This window comes from Bacillus sp. FSL K6-1033 (genome assembly GCF_038630765.1).
Classification (GTDB): Bacteria; Bacillota; Bacilli; order Bacillales; family Bacillaceae; genus Bacillus; species Bacillus altitudinis.
The window spans coordinates 2,560,838-2,580,279 of the sequence record NZ_CP152041.1 but is presented as its reverse complement, the minus strand read 5'-3'; the positions used below and the strand labels follow the sequence as shown (position 1 = coordinate 2,580,279).

General features: G+C 41.8%; 18 protein-coding genes and 1 other annotated feature (1 of these 19 cut by a window edge). All 18 genes read left to right on the top strand.

The window, feature by feature from the left end; translation table 11 throughout:
• Nucleotides 1-71: 71 nt before the first annotated feature.
• The 18 genes from MHH31_RS13185 to ytxC all read left to right on the top strand — a co-directional run bounded on the left by MHH31_RS13185 (nt 72) and on the right by ytxC (nt 19,164).
• Entirely contained in the window at nt 72-536 is a 465-nt protein-coding gene (locus MHH31_RS13185; protein ID WP_007501699.1) for a DUF441 domain-containing protein, read from the top strand.
• A gap of 374 nt (nt 537-910) precedes the next feature.
• Nucleotides 911-2,029 carry a citrate synthase gene (citZ, locus tag MHH31_RS13180; protein ID WP_008346063.1) on the top strand — a complete coding sequence of 373 codons (1,119 nt, stop codon included), beginning with the start codon at nt 911-913 and terminating at the stop codon, nt 2,027-2,029.
• Between the two features lie 146 nt (nt 2,030-2,175).
• Complete coding sequence (gene icd, locus MHH31_RS13175) at nt 2,176-3,447, top strand: NADP-dependent isocitrate dehydrogenase (protein ID WP_024424789.1); 1,272 nt, start codon at nt 2,176-2,178, stop codon at nt 3,445-3,447.
• Between the two features lie 34 nt (nt 3,448-3,481).
• Complete coding sequence (gene mdh, locus MHH31_RS13170) at nt 3,482-4,420, top strand: malate dehydrogenase (RefSeq protein WP_007501693.1); 939 nt, start codon at nt 3,482-3,484, stop codon at nt 4,418-4,420.
• A gap of 187 nt (nt 4,421-4,607) precedes the next feature.
• Nucleotides 4,608-5,336 carry a response regulator transcription factor gene (locus MHH31_RS13165; RefSeq protein ID WP_007501691.1) on the top strand — a complete coding sequence of 243 codons (729 nt, stop codon included), beginning with the start codon at nt 4,608-4,610 and terminating at the stop codon, nt 5,334-5,336.
• The gene (locus MHH31_RS13160) at nt 5,329-7,071 is read left to right on the top strand and encodes an ATP-binding protein (RefSeq protein WP_017358268.1); all 1,743 of its coding nucleotides are present in this window, start codon (nt 5,329-5,331) and stop codon (nt 7,069-7,071) included. Before MHH31_RS13165 ends, MHH31_RS13160 begins: the two co-directional genes overlap by 8 nt.
• A 254-nt stretch (nt 7,072-7,325) precedes the next feature.
• Nucleotides 7,326-9,965: a DNA polymerase I gene (gene polA / locus MHH31_RS13155; RefSeq protein ID WP_342494876.1), complete on the top strand. Its 2,640-nt coding sequence runs from the start codon at nt 7,326-7,328 to the stop codon at nt 9,963-9,965.
• A gap of 25 nt (nt 9,966-9,990) precedes the next feature.
• Nucleotides 9,991-10,824, top strand: coding sequence for a DNA-formamidopyrimidine glycosylase (gene mutM, locus MHH31_RS13150; RefSeq protein WP_337902818.1), 834 nt, complete (start codon nt 9,991-9,993; stop codon nt 10,822-10,824).
• 174 nt (nt 10,825-10,998) lie between these two features.
• A complete protein-coding gene (gene ytaF / locus MHH31_RS13145) occupies nt 10,999-11,631 on the top strand; it encodes a sporulation membrane protein YtaF (protein WP_007501684.1) in 633 nt (210 codons plus the stop codon).
• Between the two features lie 13 nt (nt 11,632-11,644).
• Nucleotides 11,645-12,250 carry a dephospho-CoA kinase gene (gene coaE / locus MHH31_RS13140; protein ID WP_024718656.1) on the top strand — a complete coding sequence of 202 codons (606 nt, stop codon included), beginning with the start codon at nt 11,645-11,647 and terminating at the stop codon, nt 12,248-12,250.
• A gap of 172 nt (nt 12,251-12,422) precedes the next feature.
• Entirely contained in the window at nt 12,423-13,445 is a 1,023-nt protein-coding gene (locus MHH31_RS13135; RefSeq protein WP_144679819.1) for a glyceraldehyde-3-phosphate dehydrogenase, read from the top strand.
• A 235-nt stretch (nt 13,446-13,680) separates the two neighbouring features.
• Nucleotides 13,681-14,061, top strand: a complete 381-nt coding sequence (gene speD, locus MHH31_RS13130; RefSeq protein ID WP_003216492.1) for an adenosylmethionine decarboxylase — start codon at nt 13,681-13,683, stop codon at nt 14,059-14,061.
• A gap of 184 nt (nt 14,062-14,245) precedes the next feature.
• Entirely contained in the window at nt 14,246-14,632 is a 387-nt protein-coding gene (locus tag MHH31_RS13125; RefSeq protein WP_017358264.1) for a hypothetical protein, read from the top strand.
• 4 nt (nt 14,633-14,636) lie between these two features.
• Nucleotides 14,637-15,095: a transcriptional regulator NrdR gene (gene nrdR / locus MHH31_RS13120; protein WP_003216720.1), complete on the top strand. Its 459-nt coding sequence runs from the start codon at nt 14,637-14,639 to the stop codon at nt 15,093-15,095.
• Nucleotides 15,096-15,194: 99 nt separating this feature from the next.
• Entirely contained in the window at nt 15,195-16,616 is a 1,422-nt protein-coding gene (locus tag MHH31_RS13115) for a replication initiation and membrane attachment family protein (RefSeq protein ID WP_168948481.1), read from the top strand.
• A 17-nt stretch (nt 16,617-16,633) separates the two neighbouring features.
• Nucleotides 16,634-17,563 (top strand): primosomal protein DnaI, encoded by a 930-nt coding sequence (gene dnaI, locus MHH31_RS13110; protein WP_008346034.1) that lies wholly within the window; start codon nt 16,634-16,636, stop codon nt 17,561-17,563.
• A gap of 32 nt (nt 17,564-17,595) precedes the next feature.
• The gene (locus tag MHH31_RS13105; protein ID WP_058336551.1) at nt 17,596-18,234 is read left to right on the top strand and encodes a TVP38/TMEM64 family protein; all 639 of its coding nucleotides are present in this window, start codon (nt 17,596-17,598) and stop codon (nt 18,232-18,234) included.
• Nucleotides 18,235-18,294: 60 nt separating this feature from the next.
• Entirely contained in the window at nt 18,295-19,164 is an 870-nt protein-coding gene (ytxC, locus tag MHH31_RS13100) for a putative sporulation protein YtxC (RefSeq protein ID WP_039168873.1), read from the top strand.
• Between the two features lie 43 nt (nt 19,165-19,207).
• Nucleotides 19,208-19,442, top strand: a binding site (T-box leader) (it continues 13 nt past the right edge of the window).

Below are 19,442 nucleotides of genomic sequence, written 5' to 3'. Positions count from 1 at the left end.
GATACTTCATTTTATTCAAAAAGATTAGTAATATGAAAAGGTCGCAATAAAAAGAAAGAAAGGAGCGGCGTATGTTTACTCAAGCAAATTTGTTTTTGGTTCTTTTACTCGTTATTGCACTTATTGCAAAAAACAATTCGTTAATTTTAGCGGTCTCTGTGCTGATTGCCATTAAGCTGATTGGCCTGGATCAAAAAATATTCCCGGTTCTGCAATCAAAAGGTATCAATTGGGGTGTGACGGTCATCACGATCGCTGTGCTTGTACCGATCGCAACAGGGGACATTGGATTTAAACAACTTGGAGAAGCGATGAAATCTTCCTATGCTTGGATAGCTCTTGGAGCGGGTATATTAGTAGCATTAATTGCAAAAAACGGCATTGTGCTACTCGAAAACGATCCGCATATCACAGCAGCACTTGTATTCGGTACGATTTTGGCAGTCAGCTTATTCAAAGGTGTGGCTGTTGGCCCGCTGATTGGTGCTGGAATTGCCTATTTAGCGATGCAAGCAGTGAAATTTTTCAGCGGTTAAAAAGAGAGTGGCTCATGCCACTTTCTTTTGATTTTTTTCTGGCGTGAGCTTTTGCAAAAAAACATAATTAAATATATTAAAAGAAGCAAAATCCCTTTATTCCATGCCCGAACCGGAAGGCTGGAAAAAAAAATATCAAAAAAAATTATAGTTAAACATTTAACAAATGTCTGATTATTGTTTATAATGGGAATAGGCTTAATTTTGAACTCATTGATCAAACACGAGATATGAGGCTAAAAGCGCTCTAACCGTATAGGTAAATGTAAGCATTTTCTTTTCTAAACCTGCCAGCCTATTTTGGTTGGATAGCGCTTTCAAAAAGCGAGAATTTTGCAACGAAGGGGAATCTTTTTAAAAAGGGGAGATTGAACATGACAGCAACAAGAGGTCTTGAAGGTATCGTGGCAACAACTTCATCCGTAAGCTCAATTATTGATGATACTCTTACTTATGTAGGGTACAATATCGATGATTTAACTGAAAAAGCGACTTTCGAAGAAATTGTCTACCTGTTATGGCACTTAAAGCTGCCGAATGAGCAGGAGCTAAGCGAGTTAAAGCAGCAGCTCAATGAAAATGCTCATATTCCGCAAGAGATCATTGAGCACTTTAAATCTTATTCGCTGGATGGGGTTCATCCAATGTCTGCGATTCGTACAGCGGTATCCTTATTAGGTTTACTTGATGACGAATCAGAGATTATGGACAAAGAAGCGAATTACAGAAAAGCCATTCGCTTACAAGCGAAAATTTCTGGACTTGTCGCTGCATTCTCACGTATTCGAAAGGGACTTGAGCCTGTACAGCCAAAAGAAGAATACAGCTATGCTGCAAACTTCTTATATATGCTAAACGGCGAAGAGCCTTCACCAGTAGAAATTGAAGCGATTGATAAAGCGCTCATTCTACATGCGGATCACGAATTAAACGCATCGACATTTACAGCACGCGTATGTGTTGCTACACTATCAGATATCTACTCTGGTGTAACAGCGGCTATCGGCGCATTGAAAGGACCACTTCATGGCGGCGCGAATGAAGGCGTAATGAAGATGCTCTCAGAAATTGGCGAAGTTGAAAACGTAGATTCCTATATTCATGGTAAGCTAGAGAAGAAAGAGAAAATTATGGGCTTTGGCCACCGCGTTTACCGCCAGGGTGACCCGCGTGCAAAACATTTAAAAGAAATGAGCCAGCGCTTAACAAATCTCACAGGCGAGCCAAAATGGTATGAAATGTCTGTACGCGCAGAGGAAATCGTGACATCAGAGAAAAATCTTCCACCAAATGTTGATTTTTATTCTGCTTCTGTCTATCACAGTCTTGGAATTGATCATGACTTGTTTACACCAATTTTCGTGATCAGCCGATTCTCTGGATGGATTGCTCACATTTTAGAGCAATATGACAACAACCGTCTGATCCGTCCAAGAGCTGACTATATTGGACCTGATCTTCAAACGTTTGTTCCGATCAGTGAAAGAGACTAATGTTTATAGAATAGCGGAGGCTGATCCATCTAAACCAATCAGCCTCCATATCAACAAAAAACGAATCACGTGAAAAACTTCTTGGCTTGCAGACATCAAGCTTGGAAGTTTCAAATATTCACTACATAACCTGGGAGGTAATATCATTGTCACAAGGCGAAAAAATTACAGTTACTGGCGGCGTATTGAATGTACCAAATAATCCAATTATCCCGTTTATCGAAGGGGACGGAATCGGTCCTGACATTTGGAAAGCAGCATCAAGAGTTCTTGAAGCAGCTGTAGAAAAAGCATATAAAGGTGAAAAGCAAATCACTTGGAAAGAAGTATATGCAGGTGAAAAAGCTTACAATAAAACTGGCGAGTGGCTTCCAGAGCAAACACTTGAAGACATTCGTGAATATTTAATCGCGATCAAAGGACCACTGACAACACCAATTGGCGGAGGAATCCGTTCATTGAACGTGGCACTAAGACAAGAGCTTGATTTATTCACATGCTTACGTCCAGTTCGCTGGTTCAAAGGTGTACCATCTCCTGTGAAACGTCCAGAAGACACAGACATGGTCATCTTCCGTGAAAACACTGAAGATATCTATGCAGGAATCGAGTATGCAAAAGGATCAGACGAAGTGAAGAAGTTAATCGACTTCTTGAAAAACGAATTAGGTGTGAATAAAATCCGTTTCCCAGAAACATCAGGTATCGGAATCAAACCAGTTTCTGAAGAAGGAACATCTCGTCTTGTCAGAGCAGCGATCCAATATGCGATTGACCAAGGCCGTAAATCTGTGACGCTTGTTCACAAAGGAAACATCATGAAATTTACAGAAGGAGCCTTCAAAAACTGGGGCTACGAAGTGGCTGAAAAAGAGTTTGGCGACAAAGTCTTTACATGGGCACAATATGATCGTATTGTAGAACAAGATGGAAAAGATGCGGCAAACAAAGCGCAAAGTGAAGCAGAAGCTGCTGGCAAAATCATTGTCAAAGACAGCATTGCAGATATTTTCCTTCAACAAATTTTAACTCGTCCAGCTGAGTTCGATGTTGTCGCAACAATGAACTTAAACGGAGACTACATCTCTGATGCACTTGCAGCACAAGTTGGTGGAATTGGTATCGCACCTGGTGCAAATATCAACTACGAAACAGGACACGCTATTTTTGAAGCGACTCACGGAACAGCACCGAAATACGCTGGTCTTGATAAAGTGAATCCATCTTCTGTTCTTCTATCAGGCGTGCTTTTACTTGAGCACCTTGGATGGCAAGAAGCTGCTGATCTAGTGATTCAATCTGTTGAAAAAACAATTGCATCTAAAGTCGTCACGTACGATTTTGCTAGATTAATGGACGGTGCAACAGAAGTGAAATGTTCTGAGTTTGCTGACGAGCTCATCAAAAACTTGTCTTGATTCTTAAACTTTAAAGTTAAAGGGGAAAAAGGAAATGGCAAACAAGCGTAAAAAAGTATCTGTCATCGGAGCAGGCTTTACTGGAGCAACTACAGCATTTCTAACAGCTCAAAAAGAATTAGCGGATGTCGTATTAGTGGATATCCCTCAGCTTGAGAACCCGACAAAAGGGAAAGCACTTGACATGCTGGAAGCAAGCCCTGTTCAAGGCTTCGATGCGAATATTACAGGAACTTCTAACTACGAAGATACAGCCGGTTCTGATGTCGTGGTCATTACGGCAGGAATTGCAAGAAAGCCGGGAATGAGCCGTGACGACCTCGTGTCAACAAATGAAAAAATCATGCGCAGTGTGACACGTGAAATCGTTAAATATTCTCCAGAAGCGATCATTGTTGTGTTAACAAACCCTGTTGATGCAATGACATATGCAGTTTATAAAGAATCAGGATTACCAAAAGAAAAAGTCATCGGACAATCAGGAATTCTTGATACAGCACGTTTCCGTACGTTCGTTGCTCAAGAATTAAACCTATCTGTGAAAGATGTGACGGGCTTTGTTCTTGGCGGACATGGGGACGACATGGTTCCTCTTGTACGTTACTCTTATGCAGGCGGTATCCCGCTGGAAACATTAATTCCTAAAGAGCGAATTGATGCAATTGTTGAAAGAACAAGAAAAGGTGGCGGTGAAATCGTCAACCTATTAGGTAACGGTAGTGCGTATTATGCACCTGCTGCTTCACTCGTTGAAATGGTTGAGGCGATCTTAAAAGATCAACGCCGCGTCATGCCGACGATTGCATACCTTGAAGGTGAATATGGCTACGAAGGCATTTACCTTGGAGTTCCAACAATCGTAGGTGGAAACGGCCTTGAGCAGATCATCGAGCTTGAGCTGACAGAAGAAGAAAGAAGTCAGCTTGACCGTTCTGTTGAATCTGTAAAGAACGTCATGAAAGTATTGTCTTAATATGAATAAAAAAGAAGGCTTCTCTTATGAGGAGTCTTCTTTTTGTTTACAAAGCCAATCTTGTCGAAATTTTAAATTGTTCTCTTGTTAAGCTTTCGTTAAAATGAAAGAGAAAGCATGACTTCTCGCTTTTCACATAAGATACAAAAAACCGGATGCAGGGGAAATCACTAATTGGAGGCACAACATGAATAAAAAAATATTAGTTGTGGATGATGAAGAATCAATTGTAACACTTCTAAGCTATAACCTTGAAAGGGCGGGCTACGATGTCGTCACAGCAAGAGACGGAGAAGAAGCGCTTGAAAAAGCAGCAAGTGAACAGCCTGATCTGATTGTGCTTGATTTAATGCTTCCGAAAATGGACGGCATTGAAGTGTGCAAACAACTGAGAATTCAAAAAATGATGTTCCCTATTTTAATGCTGACAGCAAAGGACGATGAATTTGATAAGGTGCTCGGTCTTGAACTTGGAGCCGATGATTACATGACAAAACCTTTCAGTCCTAGAGAAGTGGGTGCTCGGGTAAAAGCCATTTTGAGAAGAGCACAGCAATCTCAGCCGGCTCCCGTGCAAGAAGAGAAGGAAGAGATCATTGCAGACCAAATCAAAATTGGAGACCTGCGCATTTTACCTGAACATTACGAAGTCTATTTCCAAGAAGAACGTCTAGAGCTCACGCCAAAGGAATTTGAACTGCTTCTTTATTTGGCTAAGCATAAAGGCCGTGTCCTTACGCGTGATCTATTGTTAAGTGCGGTTTGGAATTATGACTTTGCAGGTGATACTCGTATTGTGGATGTGCATATCAGCCACTTGCGGGACAAAATTGAAAAGAACACGAAAAAACCAACATATATTAAAACCATTCGAGGCTTAGGCTACAAATTGGAGGAGCCAAAGCCAAATGAGTAAAGTGAGAACCCGCCTTTTTTCTGGGCTCATTTTTCTCTTGTTTATTGTGTTTGTTGCGCTTGGTCTTTTCTTGGATCATATGTTTCATATTTTCTATGAAACAAAATTAACCGAACGAATGGAAAAGGAATCGAGTTTTCTCCTTTCTTCTATGAATGTTGAAGATTTGAATGCGGAGCAAAACAAGAAGATTCTCAATCAAGCAAAGCAGCATCTCGATATGAATGCGTCGATTGTGGACGTGAAGGGGAATATCATACATACAACGGGTCAAGCAGAACAAAGGGCTGTCATTTTAAACACACTGAAAAGTGAGCAGCTCCAAACAAAAGGAACGTTCATTGAGGATGAGAAGGATGCGCTGTTTCATTATGCAGTCCCAATGATGAAACAAAACGAACCGGCGGGATATTTATTTCTTCATGCTTCATTCCAGCCTTTGAATGAGATTGACGGCCAGCTCTGGCTTGCATTAGCCTTTTGTCTTGGTTCGGCCATCATTATCATCGTCTTCTTTGGCTATCGCATGTCGATGAAGTATGTAAAGCCGATTGATTATGCCACAAAGGTGGCCAAACAGCTTGAACGAGGGAACTATGATACAAATAACTATGAAGAGCTGATCATTGAAACAAGTGAACTCAATACATCAATGAAGCGTCTGGCAGAAAGTCTTCAAGACATGACAAGCGCTGGCGAAATGCAGCGAGATCGTCTGCAAACAGTCATTGAAAACATTGGAGCGGGGATTATTTTGATTGATAAAATGGGCTATATCCACTTAGTCAATCGAACATTCCGCAAGCAATTCAAAGTGCAAAAACATATTTACATGCACAAGCTGTATCATGAAGCCTTTACCCATGAAGAGATTATTGAGTTAATAGACGAAATTTTCATGACAGAAACCAAGGTCCGAAAGTTTTTACGTCTCGCTGTTGACATCGAGCGCCGTTATTTCCAAGTCGATGGTGTCCCGATCTTAAGTACAGACGATGAATGGAAAGGGATTGTTCTTGTCTTTCATGATGTGACAGAAACAAAGCAGCTAGAACAGATGCGAAAAGACTTTGTCGCTAACGTGTCACATGAATTAAAGACACCGATCACGTCAATTAAAGGCTTTTCTGAAACACTTCTGGATGGTGCCATTGACGATAAAGAAGCGCTGACACAATTTTTGTCCATCATCCTAAAAGAGAGTATTCGTTTAGAAACGCTCATCCAAGACTTGCTTGATCTCTCGAAAATTGAACAGCAGCATTTTAAGCTGAATATTCAAGAAGCCAATGCGACAGAAATCATTCAAGAGATTGAAGTGCTGCTAAAACAAAAGGCTGCTGAAAAAGGCATTGACCTGCAAGTGCGTGTCCCGAAAGAGCCGGTCTATGTCATGGCAGATCCGTTGAGATTAAAACAAATTTTCCTCAACCTGATCAATAATGCCCTCACCTATACTCCAGAGGGAGGAAGTGTCACGATCACAGCAAGACAGAGGAAAGACAGCTATGAATTTGATGTAGCAGATACAGGGATCGGTATGAAAAAGAGTGAGATTCCAAGAATATTCGAGAGATTTTATCGAATTGATAAAGATAGAAGTAGAAACTCAGGCGGTACAGGGCTTGGTCTTGCCATTGTCAAACACCTTGTCGAAGCACATGAAGGAACGATTTCTGTTCATAGCAAACAAGGCAAAGGGACGACGTTTACTGTGAGTTTAAAGTCAAAATAGAGAAGAATGGAAAGTGGCGTTAAAATTTACATGATCTTTACAATGAATTCATGTTTTGTTAATCAATCATTGGTAGGATGAATAGGAACCCCTTCATCCAAGGAGCCAATTTTGGAAGGACGAAAACACTTGTTGTTTTCGTCCCTTTTTTATGCAGGCTCGTCTATTTTCTTTTCAAAATAAACTTTGATAAAATGAACATACAATGTGCGAAAGAGACGGCTGAGCCGGCTCAGTCGATGGAGGATTAAAAGATGACAGATCAAAAGAAATTAGTACTTGTGGATGGAAACAGTCTCGCTTATCGAGCCTTTTTTGCTTTGCCGCTATTATCCAATGATAAAGGCGTACATACAAATGCCATTTATGGCTTTGCGATGATCTTAATGAAGATGCTGGAAGACGAGAAGCCGACTCATATGCTCGTAGCATTTGATGCGGGTAAAACCACCTTCCGTCACGAGACCTTTAAGGAATATAAAGGCGGAAGACAAAAAACTCCGCCAGAACTATCAGAACAAATGCCGTTCATCCGTGAGCTATTAGATGCTTATCAAGTGAAAAGGTACGAGCTTCCGCAATACGAGGCGGATGACATTATCGGCACACTGGCTGTAGAGGCAGAAAAGGACGGCTTTGAGGTCAAAATCTTCTCAGGAGATAAAGACTTAACGCAGCTTTCAACAGACCATACAACAGTAGCCATTACGAAAAAAGGCATCACAGAAGTAGAATATTACACACCGGCCCATATTGAAGAGAAATACGGCCTCAGACCAGATCAAATCATCGACATGAAAGGGCTGATGGGAGACTCATCAGACAATATCCCTGGCGTGCCTGGTGTCGGTGAAAAAACAGCGATTAAATTACTAAAGCAGTTTGAAACGGTTGAAAATCTGCTTGATCATATTGACGAAGTCAGCGGGAAAAAGCTAAAAGAAAAGCTTGAAGAATATAAAGAACAAGCGGTGATGAGTAAAAAGCTGGCGACGATTCTCGTAGAAGCACCAATAGATGTGTCAAGCAAAGAGCTCGCCTATGAAGGTCCTCACATGGAGCAGGTCATCTCGCTTTATAAAGAACTGGGCTTTCAAACGCTGCTAGAGCGTTTAGGAGAAGCGCCAGAATCAGATGAACCAGTAGAAATAGACGAACTAGACGTAAAGAAAATGACAGATGTCACAGAGGACATGCTGACAGGTCACGCTGCACTTGTGGTAGAACAGCTAGGAGACAATTATCACGAAGCCGATTTGATAGGGTTTGCGATCCATAATGAGAACGGTGCATTTTTTATGACAAAAGAAGATGCTCTGCAATCTGAAGCGTTTAAACAATGGGTACAGGATGAAACGAAGAAGAAATGGGTCTTTGATTCCAAAAGAGCGGTTGTTGCGCTCAGATGGCATGATGTTGATCTAAAAGGTGTCGATAACGATGTCCTGCTCGCTTCCTATGTGGTCAATCCGCAGAAATCCTATGAGGACGTTGCAAGTGTGGCGAAGGAATATGGCCTGAATATTGCCCTTTCCGATGAAAAAGTTTACGGAAAAGGAGCGAAACAGGCGATTCCACCTGAAGAAGAGCTAAAAGACCATCTTGGAAGAAAAGCAGCAGCGATCTCTGCGCTGCATGATTTGACCCTTGAAGCGTTAGAAAAGAATGATCAGCATGAGCTGTATGAAGATTTAGAGTTGCCACTTGCCCTCATCTTAGGTGAAATGGAATCTCTTGGGGTAAAAGTGGATGTTGAACGTCTTCAGAAAATGGGTGAAGAACTCACGAAGAAGCTGAAGGAATATGAAGAAACCATTCATCGGTTAGCAGGAGAAACATTTAACATCAATTCACCGAAGCAACTTGGTGTGATTTTATTTGAAAAATTAGGACTGCCGGTTATCAAAAAGACCAAAACAGGCTACTCTACGTCTGCGGATGTCCTTGAAAAGCTTGAAGACAAGCACGAAATTATTCGTTCCATTCTGCATTACCGTCAAATAGGAAAGCTGCAATCCACTTATGTGGAAGGCTTAATGAAAGTGACGCGCAAAGATACGCATAAAGTGCACACAAGATTTAATCAGGCACTTACACAAACAGGAAGACTAAGCTCAACAGACCCAAACCTTCAAAACATCCCGATTCGTTTAGAAGAAGGCCGAAAAATTCGTCAAGCGTTCGTTCCGTCAAAAGAAGGCTGGCTCATGTTTGCAGCTGACTATTCTCAAATTGAGCTACGTGTCCTTGCGCACATTTCTCAAGATGAGAACTTGATTGAAGCCTTTACGCAAGATATGGATATTCACACGAAAACAGCCATGGATGTGTTCCATGTCTCAGAAGAAGAAGTGACTTCCTCTATGAGAAGACAGGCCAAAGCTGTCAACTTCGGAATCGTATATGGAATTAGTGATTATGGACTGTCTCAAAACCTTGGGATTACAAGAAAAGAAGCAGCGGCCTTCATTGAACGTTATTTAACAAGCTTTAAAGGCGTGAAAACCTATATGGAGGACATCGTGCAGGAAGCAAAACAAAAAGGGTATGTGACCACGCTTCTTAAACGCAGACGATATATCCCAGATATCACAAGCCGTAATTTTAATGTGAAAAGCTTTGCGGAAAGAACGGCAATGAACACACCGATCCAAGGCAGTGCCGCCGATATCATCAAAAAAGCGATGATTGATATGGCACGAAAGTTAAAAGAAGAGAATCTGCAGGCAAATCTGTTATTGCAAGTACACGATGAACTGATCTTTGAAGCGCCAAAAGAAGAAATCGCCATATTAGAAAAAATCGTCCCTGAAGTCATGGAAAGCGCACTTCAGCTCGATGTGCCACTAAAAGTCGATTTCGCTTCAGGTCCATCTTGGTACGACGCAAAATAAAGAGAGAGAAAAAGGAGCGAGGAGCATGCCGGAATTACCAGAGGTTGAGACCGTCCGGCGCACTCTTCAGCGGTTAGTCAAAGGAAAAACGATTGAAACGGTCGATATCAAATGGCCAAATATCATCAAACGTCCTGGGGAACCGGAAGAGTTCGCTAGAAGGATGGTAGGAGAAACCATTCAAACCATTGAAAGAAGAGGGAAGTTTCTACTCTTTCATTTAGACCACTATGTGATGGTCTCCCATTTAAGAATGGAAGGGAAATACCGTGTACATGAAACTGGTGAGCCTTATGATAAACATGTACACGTCGTCTTTACGTTCACAGACGGTACCGAACTTCGGTACCATGATGTTCGTAAATTTGGGACGATGCATCTATTTCTGCCAGGCGAAGAAGAAAAAGAACTTCCGCTATCACAGCTGGGATATGAACCTTTTTCAGACTCATTTACACCAGAATATTTATGGGAGCAATTAAAGAAAACCTCCCGCGTGGTCAAAACGGCTTTACTTGATCAAAAAATCGTGGTTGGTCTCGGTAATATTTATGTAGATGAAGTGCTGTTTAAATCAGGCATTCATCCAGAAACAAAAGCGAATCAGCTAAGTCTTGCATCTTGCAAGGTGCTCCACAAACATATTATTGACACGCTTCAAGTGGCTGTTGATGCAGGAGGCAGCACCATTCGCTCCTACATCAATTCACAAGGTGATATTGGGACTTTTCAATTACAGCTTCTTGTATATGACCGGCGGGGAGAACCTTGCCAGACGTGCGGCAGTATCATAGAGAAAACAGTGGTGGGAGGGCGCGGCACTCATTTTTGTGTGACCTGCCAAAAACGCCCTTCATAAAGGTAAGCCGTCAGCATGCTTCCTTTTTGCCATGCATACGATAAAAAACATTCTTTTTTCAGCAAGGTGTAGACTGACACACAGCCCACCTGCTCTTCATATAGTGAAGAAGAGTCTAAGGACGCCTAGAGACTCTTGATCATCGTTGCATGAACAGAAAGGAAGAGTACAGGTATGATTTCGTTTTCGCTTCTGTTTTTAGCTATTGCCGTCAGCATTGACAGCTTTTCTGTAGGTTTTACGTATGGTCTTCGCAAGATGAGGATTCCATTTAAAGCCATCGTTATTATTGCTTGCTGTTCAGGAATTGTGTTGCTCATTTCCATGCTGATTGGCAGCCTGCTCACGACATTCCTCCCTGTCTCAGTGACAGATAAACTGGGTGGAGGCATTTTAATTGCCATCGGACTTTGGGTTCTGTATCAATTTTATAAACCAGCGAAAGAGCGTGATTTGCTCCTTCATGAAAAAACACTTCTCAATGTAGAAGTGCAGTCTCTTGGGCTTGTCATTCATATTTTGCGAAAGCCTACAAGTGCAGATATTGACCGCTCTGGCACCATTAATGGAATGGAAGCGGTGCTTCTTGGAATTGCTTTATCCATCGATGCATTTGGTGCAGGGATTGGTGCAGCGATTCTTGGTTTTTCTCCAATTGTCATGAGCATCACGGTCGCTGTGATGAGTTCTCTTTTTGTATGCATCGGCCTGCGTGCAGGTCATTATTTGGCCAATTGGCGCTGGATCGATAAACTCGCATGCTTACCAGGGCTGTTGCTCATTTTAATTGGGGTGTGGAAGCTGTAAAGGAGGAAACGAATTGACGCTCGTCATTGGATTAACAGGCGGGATTGCTAGCGGAAAAAGCACAGTCTCGCAGATGATAAAAGAGAAAGGCATTCGGGTGGTGGATGCTGATATCATTGCAAAAGAAGCGGTTTCTAAAGGATCGGCTGCCCTTCATCAAATCGTTCAAACTTTTGGTGAAGAGGTTCTTCTGCCAAATGGTGAACTGAACCGGCAGCAGCTTGGAGCGATCATTTTTTCTGATGAAGAGAAAAGAAAAAAGCTCAACGCCATCGTTCATCCTGAAGTCAGAAAGGAAATGCTCGAGCAGCGTGATGAAGGGGTGAGCAACAATGAAACATTTGTTGTGCTTGATATCCCGCTCCTATTCGAGAGCAAGCTGGAAGGGCTAGTCGACCGCATCATCGTTGTGTACACGACGCCTGAATTGCAGCTGTCGCGGCTCATGAATCGAAACGACCTGAGCGAGGAAGAAGCACTGAATCGCATTCACTCCCAGCAGCCTCTTGAGGAAAAATGCCAAAAAGCAGACCGCGTGATAGAAAACACAAAAGATCTTGCTTTTATTAGAAAGCAATTAGAGAACATATTAAACGAATGGGAACATACAGATAAGTAAGAGTACATACAGTACTCTTCTTTTTTTATGCTTTTTTCGTCAATTTCATTGCAAAGAACAGCCCTTTTTTGAAAATATACGTTTATATACTGGCAATTACATTCTAATGTGATATACTAATTTCATAAATAAATTTATTGAGTATAACACATAATAGAGGAGTGACCTGTTCATGAAGGTAAAAGCAGCGATCAATGGGTTTGGCAGAATTGGACGCATGGTCTTCAGAAAAGCAATGCTTGATGATCAAATTCAAATTGTAGCGGTGAACGCAAGCTATCCTGCCGAAACGCTAGCACATTTAATTAAATATGACACAAATCATGGACGTTACGAATGCGATGTGACAGCAGAAGATGACGCGTTGATTGTCAATGGCAAAAGAGTGCTTTTGCTCAATAATAGAGACCCAAAGCAGCTTCCATGGGGAGAGCTTGGGATTGATATCGTGATCGAAGCAACAGGGAAATTTAATTCAAAAGATCAAGCGATGGGCCATATAGATGCCGGAGCGAAAAAGGTCGTACTTACAGCTCCAGGTAAAAATGAAGACATTACAATTGTGATGGGTGTCAATGAGGATGATCTTGATCCTGAAAAGCATGTCGTTATTTCAAATGCATCTTGTACAACAAACTGTTTAGCACCAGTTGTCAAGCTGTTAGATGATGAATTTGGCATCGACAACGGTTTAATGACAACGGTTCATGCTTATACAAATGATCAAAAAAATATCGACAACCCCCACAAGGATTTGCGCCGGGCAAGAGCATGTGCCCAGTCCATCATTCCAACGACGACGGGTGCCGCTAAAGCGCTTTCTTTAGTGCTGCCGCACATGAAAGGGAAATTACATGGACTTGCACTTCGAGTGCCAGTTTCTAATGTATCGATGGTTGATCTTGTGGTCGACTTGAAAAAAGATGTCACAGCAGAAGAGGTCAATGCTGCCTTTGCAACGGCTTCAAAAACATCTCTTGCTGGCATATTAGATTACACCGATGAACCACTTGTCTCCACAGACTTTAACACAAACCCTTATTCTGCTGTCGTTGATGGACTTACAACGATGGTGATGGAAGGCAGAAAAGTAAAAGTTCTTGCATGGTATGACAATGAATGGGGCTATTCTTGCAGAGTGGTTGATCTTGTAAAGTTTGTTGGTTCCCAGATGAAAGAGCTTTCAGCTGTTTGAAATGAAGAAGACTGAACGTCCCTTTTCAAGAAATGAGAGAAAATCCCACTAAAAACACAGCTTGCAAAATGGGTCTAAACAAAGTATACTATTTTTCGTGAACTTCTTGTTCGCAGACTCATTCGGGTATACTTAAAGGGTTAGGACCTCTTTGGACTAACTTTCCCCCGTGGTATATGTCCGGTCCGGCTGCTTAGAACTTCACTCTTTCATTCTTGTTTAAGGGGGGTCCATGATGGAAACAATCGGACGTCACGTTATCTCCGAGTTATGGGGATGCGACTGTGATAAACTGAACGACATGGATTTTATTGAAAAAACGTTTGTAAATGCAGCTTTGAAATCAGGAGCTGAAGTAAGAGAGGTTGCTTTTCACAAATTTGCACCTCAAGGAGTAAGTGGAGTTGTCATTATTTCTGAATCTCATCTGACAATTCACAGCTTTCCTGAACATGGTTATGCGAGCATAGATGTTTATACTTGCGGCGATCTAGATCCGAATATTGCAGCAGATCATATCGGAGATGAACTAGGTGCTGAAACAAGAGAAAACATCGAAATTCCTCGAGGCATGGGACCTGTACAAGTGAAACAGGCGCAAGCCAAAGCACTGTAAACATAAAAAAGATTGCAATGGGAGCTGGCCAAAAGCATTAAATGCCTTTGTGTTATGCTCCTTTTTATATTTGTTCCATACACGACATCCAGCATGATCCAACCTGTCTATACTTTTGTTCTAGGAAAACAAAGGTTTTTTTTATAAAATAAAGAAGAGGGTTTATGACAAAGGGGATACGTGTATGACTTTAGGACAAAAGCTCAAACGATTCATTTCAAATCATACAGAAACATCTGACCATCATCCAGTGTCAGAGCTGAAAAGCCATTACTACAAATCGACACAAACTCAAGTTTTCCAAGCGGTAGAAGCCGTTCTTTCAAGAAACGATTCCTATCAAGTGACATCTGTTTCAGCAGAACGAGGTGAAATCAGCGCAAACATACGAACGCCGAAAAAAGCTTTTCTCGTGGCGACTGTCATTTCAATTCGTCCTTTTGAAACAGCTGTCGATTTTAATGTGACAACAGAAACAGCACTGCCCACAGACTTTGGCTACAGTCAAAAGGCTGTTTTGTCCCTTTATAAAGAACTAGACAAACAACTTCCAAGAAGAGATCGGAGCTGATGAAATGAAATGTCCCACATGTCAGCACCTTGGCACAAGGGTGCTTGATTCAAGACCAGTAGATGAAGGGAAGTCCATCCGTCGGAGAAGAGAGTGTGAAAGCTGTCAATATCGCTTCACGACGTTTGAAAAATTAGAAGAATTGCCATTGATTGTGGTGAAAAAAGAAGGAATTCGAGAAGAATTCAGCCGGGAAAAGATGCTGAGAGGCCTCATCAAAGCATGTGAAAAACGTCCTGTCGCTTTAAAACAGCTCGAGGATGTCTGCTTTAACATCGAGAAGGAATTGCGTAACCAAGGCATGTCAGAGGTGAAAAGCGAGCTTGTAGGGGAAATGGTGATGGACGAGCTGGCGAAAATTGATGAAGTGTCTTACGTCAGGTTTGCCTCGGTATACCGTCAATTTAAAGATATCAATGTATTTATTGATGAATTAAAAGATTTATTAAAGAAAGAACGCTAAAAAAGAGCTGAAGATTCTTCATGCTCTTTTTCCTGCGTAAAGCGTAAAACGCAAAAAGAGTGTACAATGAAGACAACCGTATTAAGGGAGGATCAGCATATGACAGAGCATTGGAAGGAAGTGCTAGCCGTCGATCCGTATGTCGTCAAAAGCGCTTCATTGCTCGGTGACATCGATAGACAGCTTATAACTCTTTTATATCAGCCGCTTATTGGCATGTCCGCTTTCAGTTTATACATGACGCTGTGGGGAGAGCTGGAACAAAATCGAATGTGGGGGAAACCCGCACCTCACCGTCAGCTGATGGTGATGCTGCAAACGAATTTAAATGATATTTTTGAGGAGCGCTTAAAGCTTGAAGCGATCGGATTACTCCGCACATATGAACAGGAAACGGAAGAAGGCAGACTGTTTACATATGAGCTCGTGCCGCCGCTGAGACCGGATGAATTTTTCCAAGACGGTATGCTGAATGTCCTTTTGTATCATCGGGTAGAGAAAGCAAAATATATGCAGCTTCGTGATTATTTTTCTTATCCAGGAGTTCCTGCTGATGCAAAGAACATCTCCCGATCGTTTGAAGAAGTGTTTCACGTCTTGCAGCCAGGAGAGCGCAAGATGACAGAGGAAATCAATCAGGCGTCATCGCTTGACGAGGGTTACGAATATGTGACAGTTGGCTCAAGTCAGCCTGCACCGCTTTCAGATGAATCTTTTGATTTTGATCTATTGTTAGCAGGCATGTCGGACATGATGATTCCAAGAAAAGCTTTGACAAAGCAAGTGAAAGAGACAATTAAGAAGTTAGCGGTCGTCTATGGCATCACCCCGCTGCAAATGCAAAATATTGTCGCAGGTGCCTGTGGTTCAGATCAGATGATATCAACTGAGGATCTGCGAAAAGCAGCGAGAGACTGGTATCAAATTGAATACAGAGGTGAACAGCCGAAGCTGATTGATCAAAAACAGCCAAGGCATTTACGTCACAATGTCACGCAGAATTCAGGTGCAGATGCGCCTGATGCGAAATTGATTGAAAAGCTTGATCATATTTCGCCTAGAGAGCTTCTAAAAGATATGGCAGATGGCATTGAGCCGACGTATGCAGACTTAAGAATTGTTGAAGATATTATGCTTGAGCAGCAGCTAGAGCCTGGGGTCATGAATGTCCTGATCTACTATACACTGCTAAAAACGGATATGAAGCTGTCCAAAACATATATGCAGAAAATCGCCGCCCACTGGGTGCGAAAGAAAATCAAAACAGTGGCAGCTGCTATGAAAATTGCCAAAGAAGAGAACAGGCAAATGACAGAATGGGCACAGCAAAAAAATAAGCGTCAATCATATGGATCAGGAAAAGTGATCCGCGAGGAGAAACTGCCTGACTGGATGAAAGAAGCTGAAACGAAAGAACAGCCAAAAGAACAGACAGATGACTTGTCTACAGAGGACCTCGAACGAGAAAAAGAAAAATTGTTAGATCAGTTTAATAATATGAAAAAGTACAATGCACATTAATGTGAGGTGAGATGGAGATGAAACCGATCGGTCGTTCATTTGATCAGCTAAAAGGGCGGGTAGATTTTCGCGTGAGATACAATCAGATTAAAGAAAGTGTCCTAGCTGATGAAGATGTAAAAGCTTTTTTAAAGGAGCATCAAGAGGACATCCAAGAAGACATGATCAATCGCAGCTTGAACAGGCTCTTTGAATATGTACAACAATCAAAGGGCTGTTCTTACTGCTTAGAGGAAGAGAATGTAAATGTCATTTTAGACGGGTATCACCCGAAGCTTGTGATCAAAGGTCAGAGCATTGATATTGAATATTCCCCTTGTCCTGTCAAACTGCGACTTGATAGACAGAAAAAACAGCAAGAACTTATGAAAAGTATGTACATTCCACAGAATGTTCTTCAAGCGACGTTTGCTGATTTAAATGTGGTTGGAAGACAAGAAGTCATTCAAAAAGTAGGTCAATTCCTGCAAAGTTATGATGAAACAGGTAAGGGAAAAGGCCTCTATTTACATGGAAAGTTTGGGGTCGGAAAAACATTTATTCTGGCAGCGATTGCGCAGCAGCTAGCGGTAAAAGAGTATCCATCTCTCCTTGTATACGTGCCTGAATTTGTGAGAGAGTTAAAAAATTCGTTAGCTGATCATACACTCGAAGAGAAGCTGAATATGGTCAAATCAACACCAATTTTAATGCTTGATGATATTGGAGCAGAGTCGATGACAAGCTGGGTACGAGATGAACTTTTAGGAACAATCTTGCAATACCGCATGGCAGAGCAGCTGCCGACTTTTTTCTCTTCTAATTTCTCACCGAATGAGTTAAAGCATCACTTTACGTACTCACAGCGCGGGGAAAAAGAAGAGGTGAAGGCAGCTCGATTAATGGAACGTATTCTCTACCTAGCTGAACCAGTTCTGCTTGAAGGGGAAAATCGCCGTCATTTATAAAAAGATAGGTCACGTGAAGGGGAGCGGATGAAATGAATAAAAGAAAATGGCTGCTTTTCCTCGTGATTGGCGTCCTAGCTGCTGTGCTATGGTGGCTCAACAAACAGCATTTTCAACTGTCGCCGAAAGATGTGAAGAATTGGATTCTTCAATTTGGGATGCTAGCTCCCTTTGTCTTTCTTTTCTTATCACTTTTTCGTCCATTTGTGCTTGTCCCTCTCACCGTCTTTTCGCTAGCAGCAGGTTTGGCATTCGGCAGTGTCCTTGGGACCATTTATGCCTTAGCTGGTGCGACAGCAGGTGCAACAGGATCTTTCCTGCTTGCCTCAACCTTCCGTTCAAACAAGCAGGAAACCGAATCAAGCAATCGGAAGCTAAAAGCGGTGACGTCCCGTATTCAAGAGCATGGATTTCTTTATATCCTCTTATTACGCATTGCGCCCATTCACTTTGATTTTGTCAGTTATGCCGCAGCAGCTTCACGTGCGAATTATCGTGCATTTGCGGCGGCGACTTTTTTAGGGTTAATACCTGGTACTGTGGCGTTAAATGTCCTTGGATCAAGCTTTGTGAGCGGAAATTATGCCGCCTTAGCGATTGTTTGTTTGATTTATTTGATCTTTATCTCAGTGCCACTGATTTTAAAAAGAAAGATGCCTGATTTATTTTAGGCGTCTATTTTTTATGTTCCCCCCATATATATGTAACAGATGTCGTTAGGGGGGACAAACATGCTTGAAATAATCTTTGAAGATGAATATGATACCGCCGCTTTTTTACATCTTGCTGAACACTTGGACAGTCGGCATCACATTTCGATTCAACAAGGGAAAGACCGGCTTCTCATAGAAGCGAAGAAATCAGGAGAAGCCATAGAGCACATTGTGCGGACATTACTGATTCACTTTTTTTTGGAATGCAAAGAAAATGAACGCATGCGCAGCATCCTTGAAAACACATACTTATTTAAAGATCCAGAAGAGCAGCACCAAATTCTTTCAATCGCCCATAGCATCATGAAAGGGGATCTAGATGATATTCCTGGAATTCATCAAGACCCACCGAGGGAGGATCTGTTAAAAAAAGAGCTTGAGACGATTTCTTTACAGAAAGGTGTTTTTTCCATTGGTTCATTTATGACATTTAGGCTCTCAGCGTATGACAGAAGGCTGAAGAACTATGTTGAAGTATCCATTGAAGAATATAAAATGGAACAAGAATATCAAAACTTTATTCAATCCCTTCGAGACTATGTGATGTCAAGAGAACCTAAGCTTGAAAAAGTACATGTTGTGCATCAGGACCGCCTGATGATTTGGGAATTTCGGTACGCTTCTGAGCGTGATCAAAAACAATACATAGACAGACAGTTTGTAAGAGAGCATCCAATGTATATTGATTCGCAGTTGATTGCACCGCTTGTATCCATTGCGCCACAAAAGATTGACCTATTTACAGATGATACAGGTCACTCGATGGTGCAAACCATTCAAAATATTTTTCAAGAAAGAGTTGAGGTATTCCCTTCTCATTCGTTTCAGGAACAGCATGTTCAATTTGTTCCTAGTCATTTGGAAAAGAAAAGTGAAAAGCTTTCTTGATTTTCACGAAAAAACGTTTTATAATACGGTGTAACTTCATACAGAGACCGTATTGATAAGGACATGAACAAATGAACACCCGCTTAAAGAGAGGGAAGCCGTGGCTGAAAGCTTCCTAGCAGAGGACCATTTGCTTTACCACCTTTGAACATCAGCTGTGAACTGTTTAGTAATAGCTGACGGGAATTCCCGTTATTGAACCACAAGCCGTATTTGCTTTTGACAAAGCAAGCTGCAAATACGGGAAAAAGGGTGGAACCACGATTCCGTTTATTCAA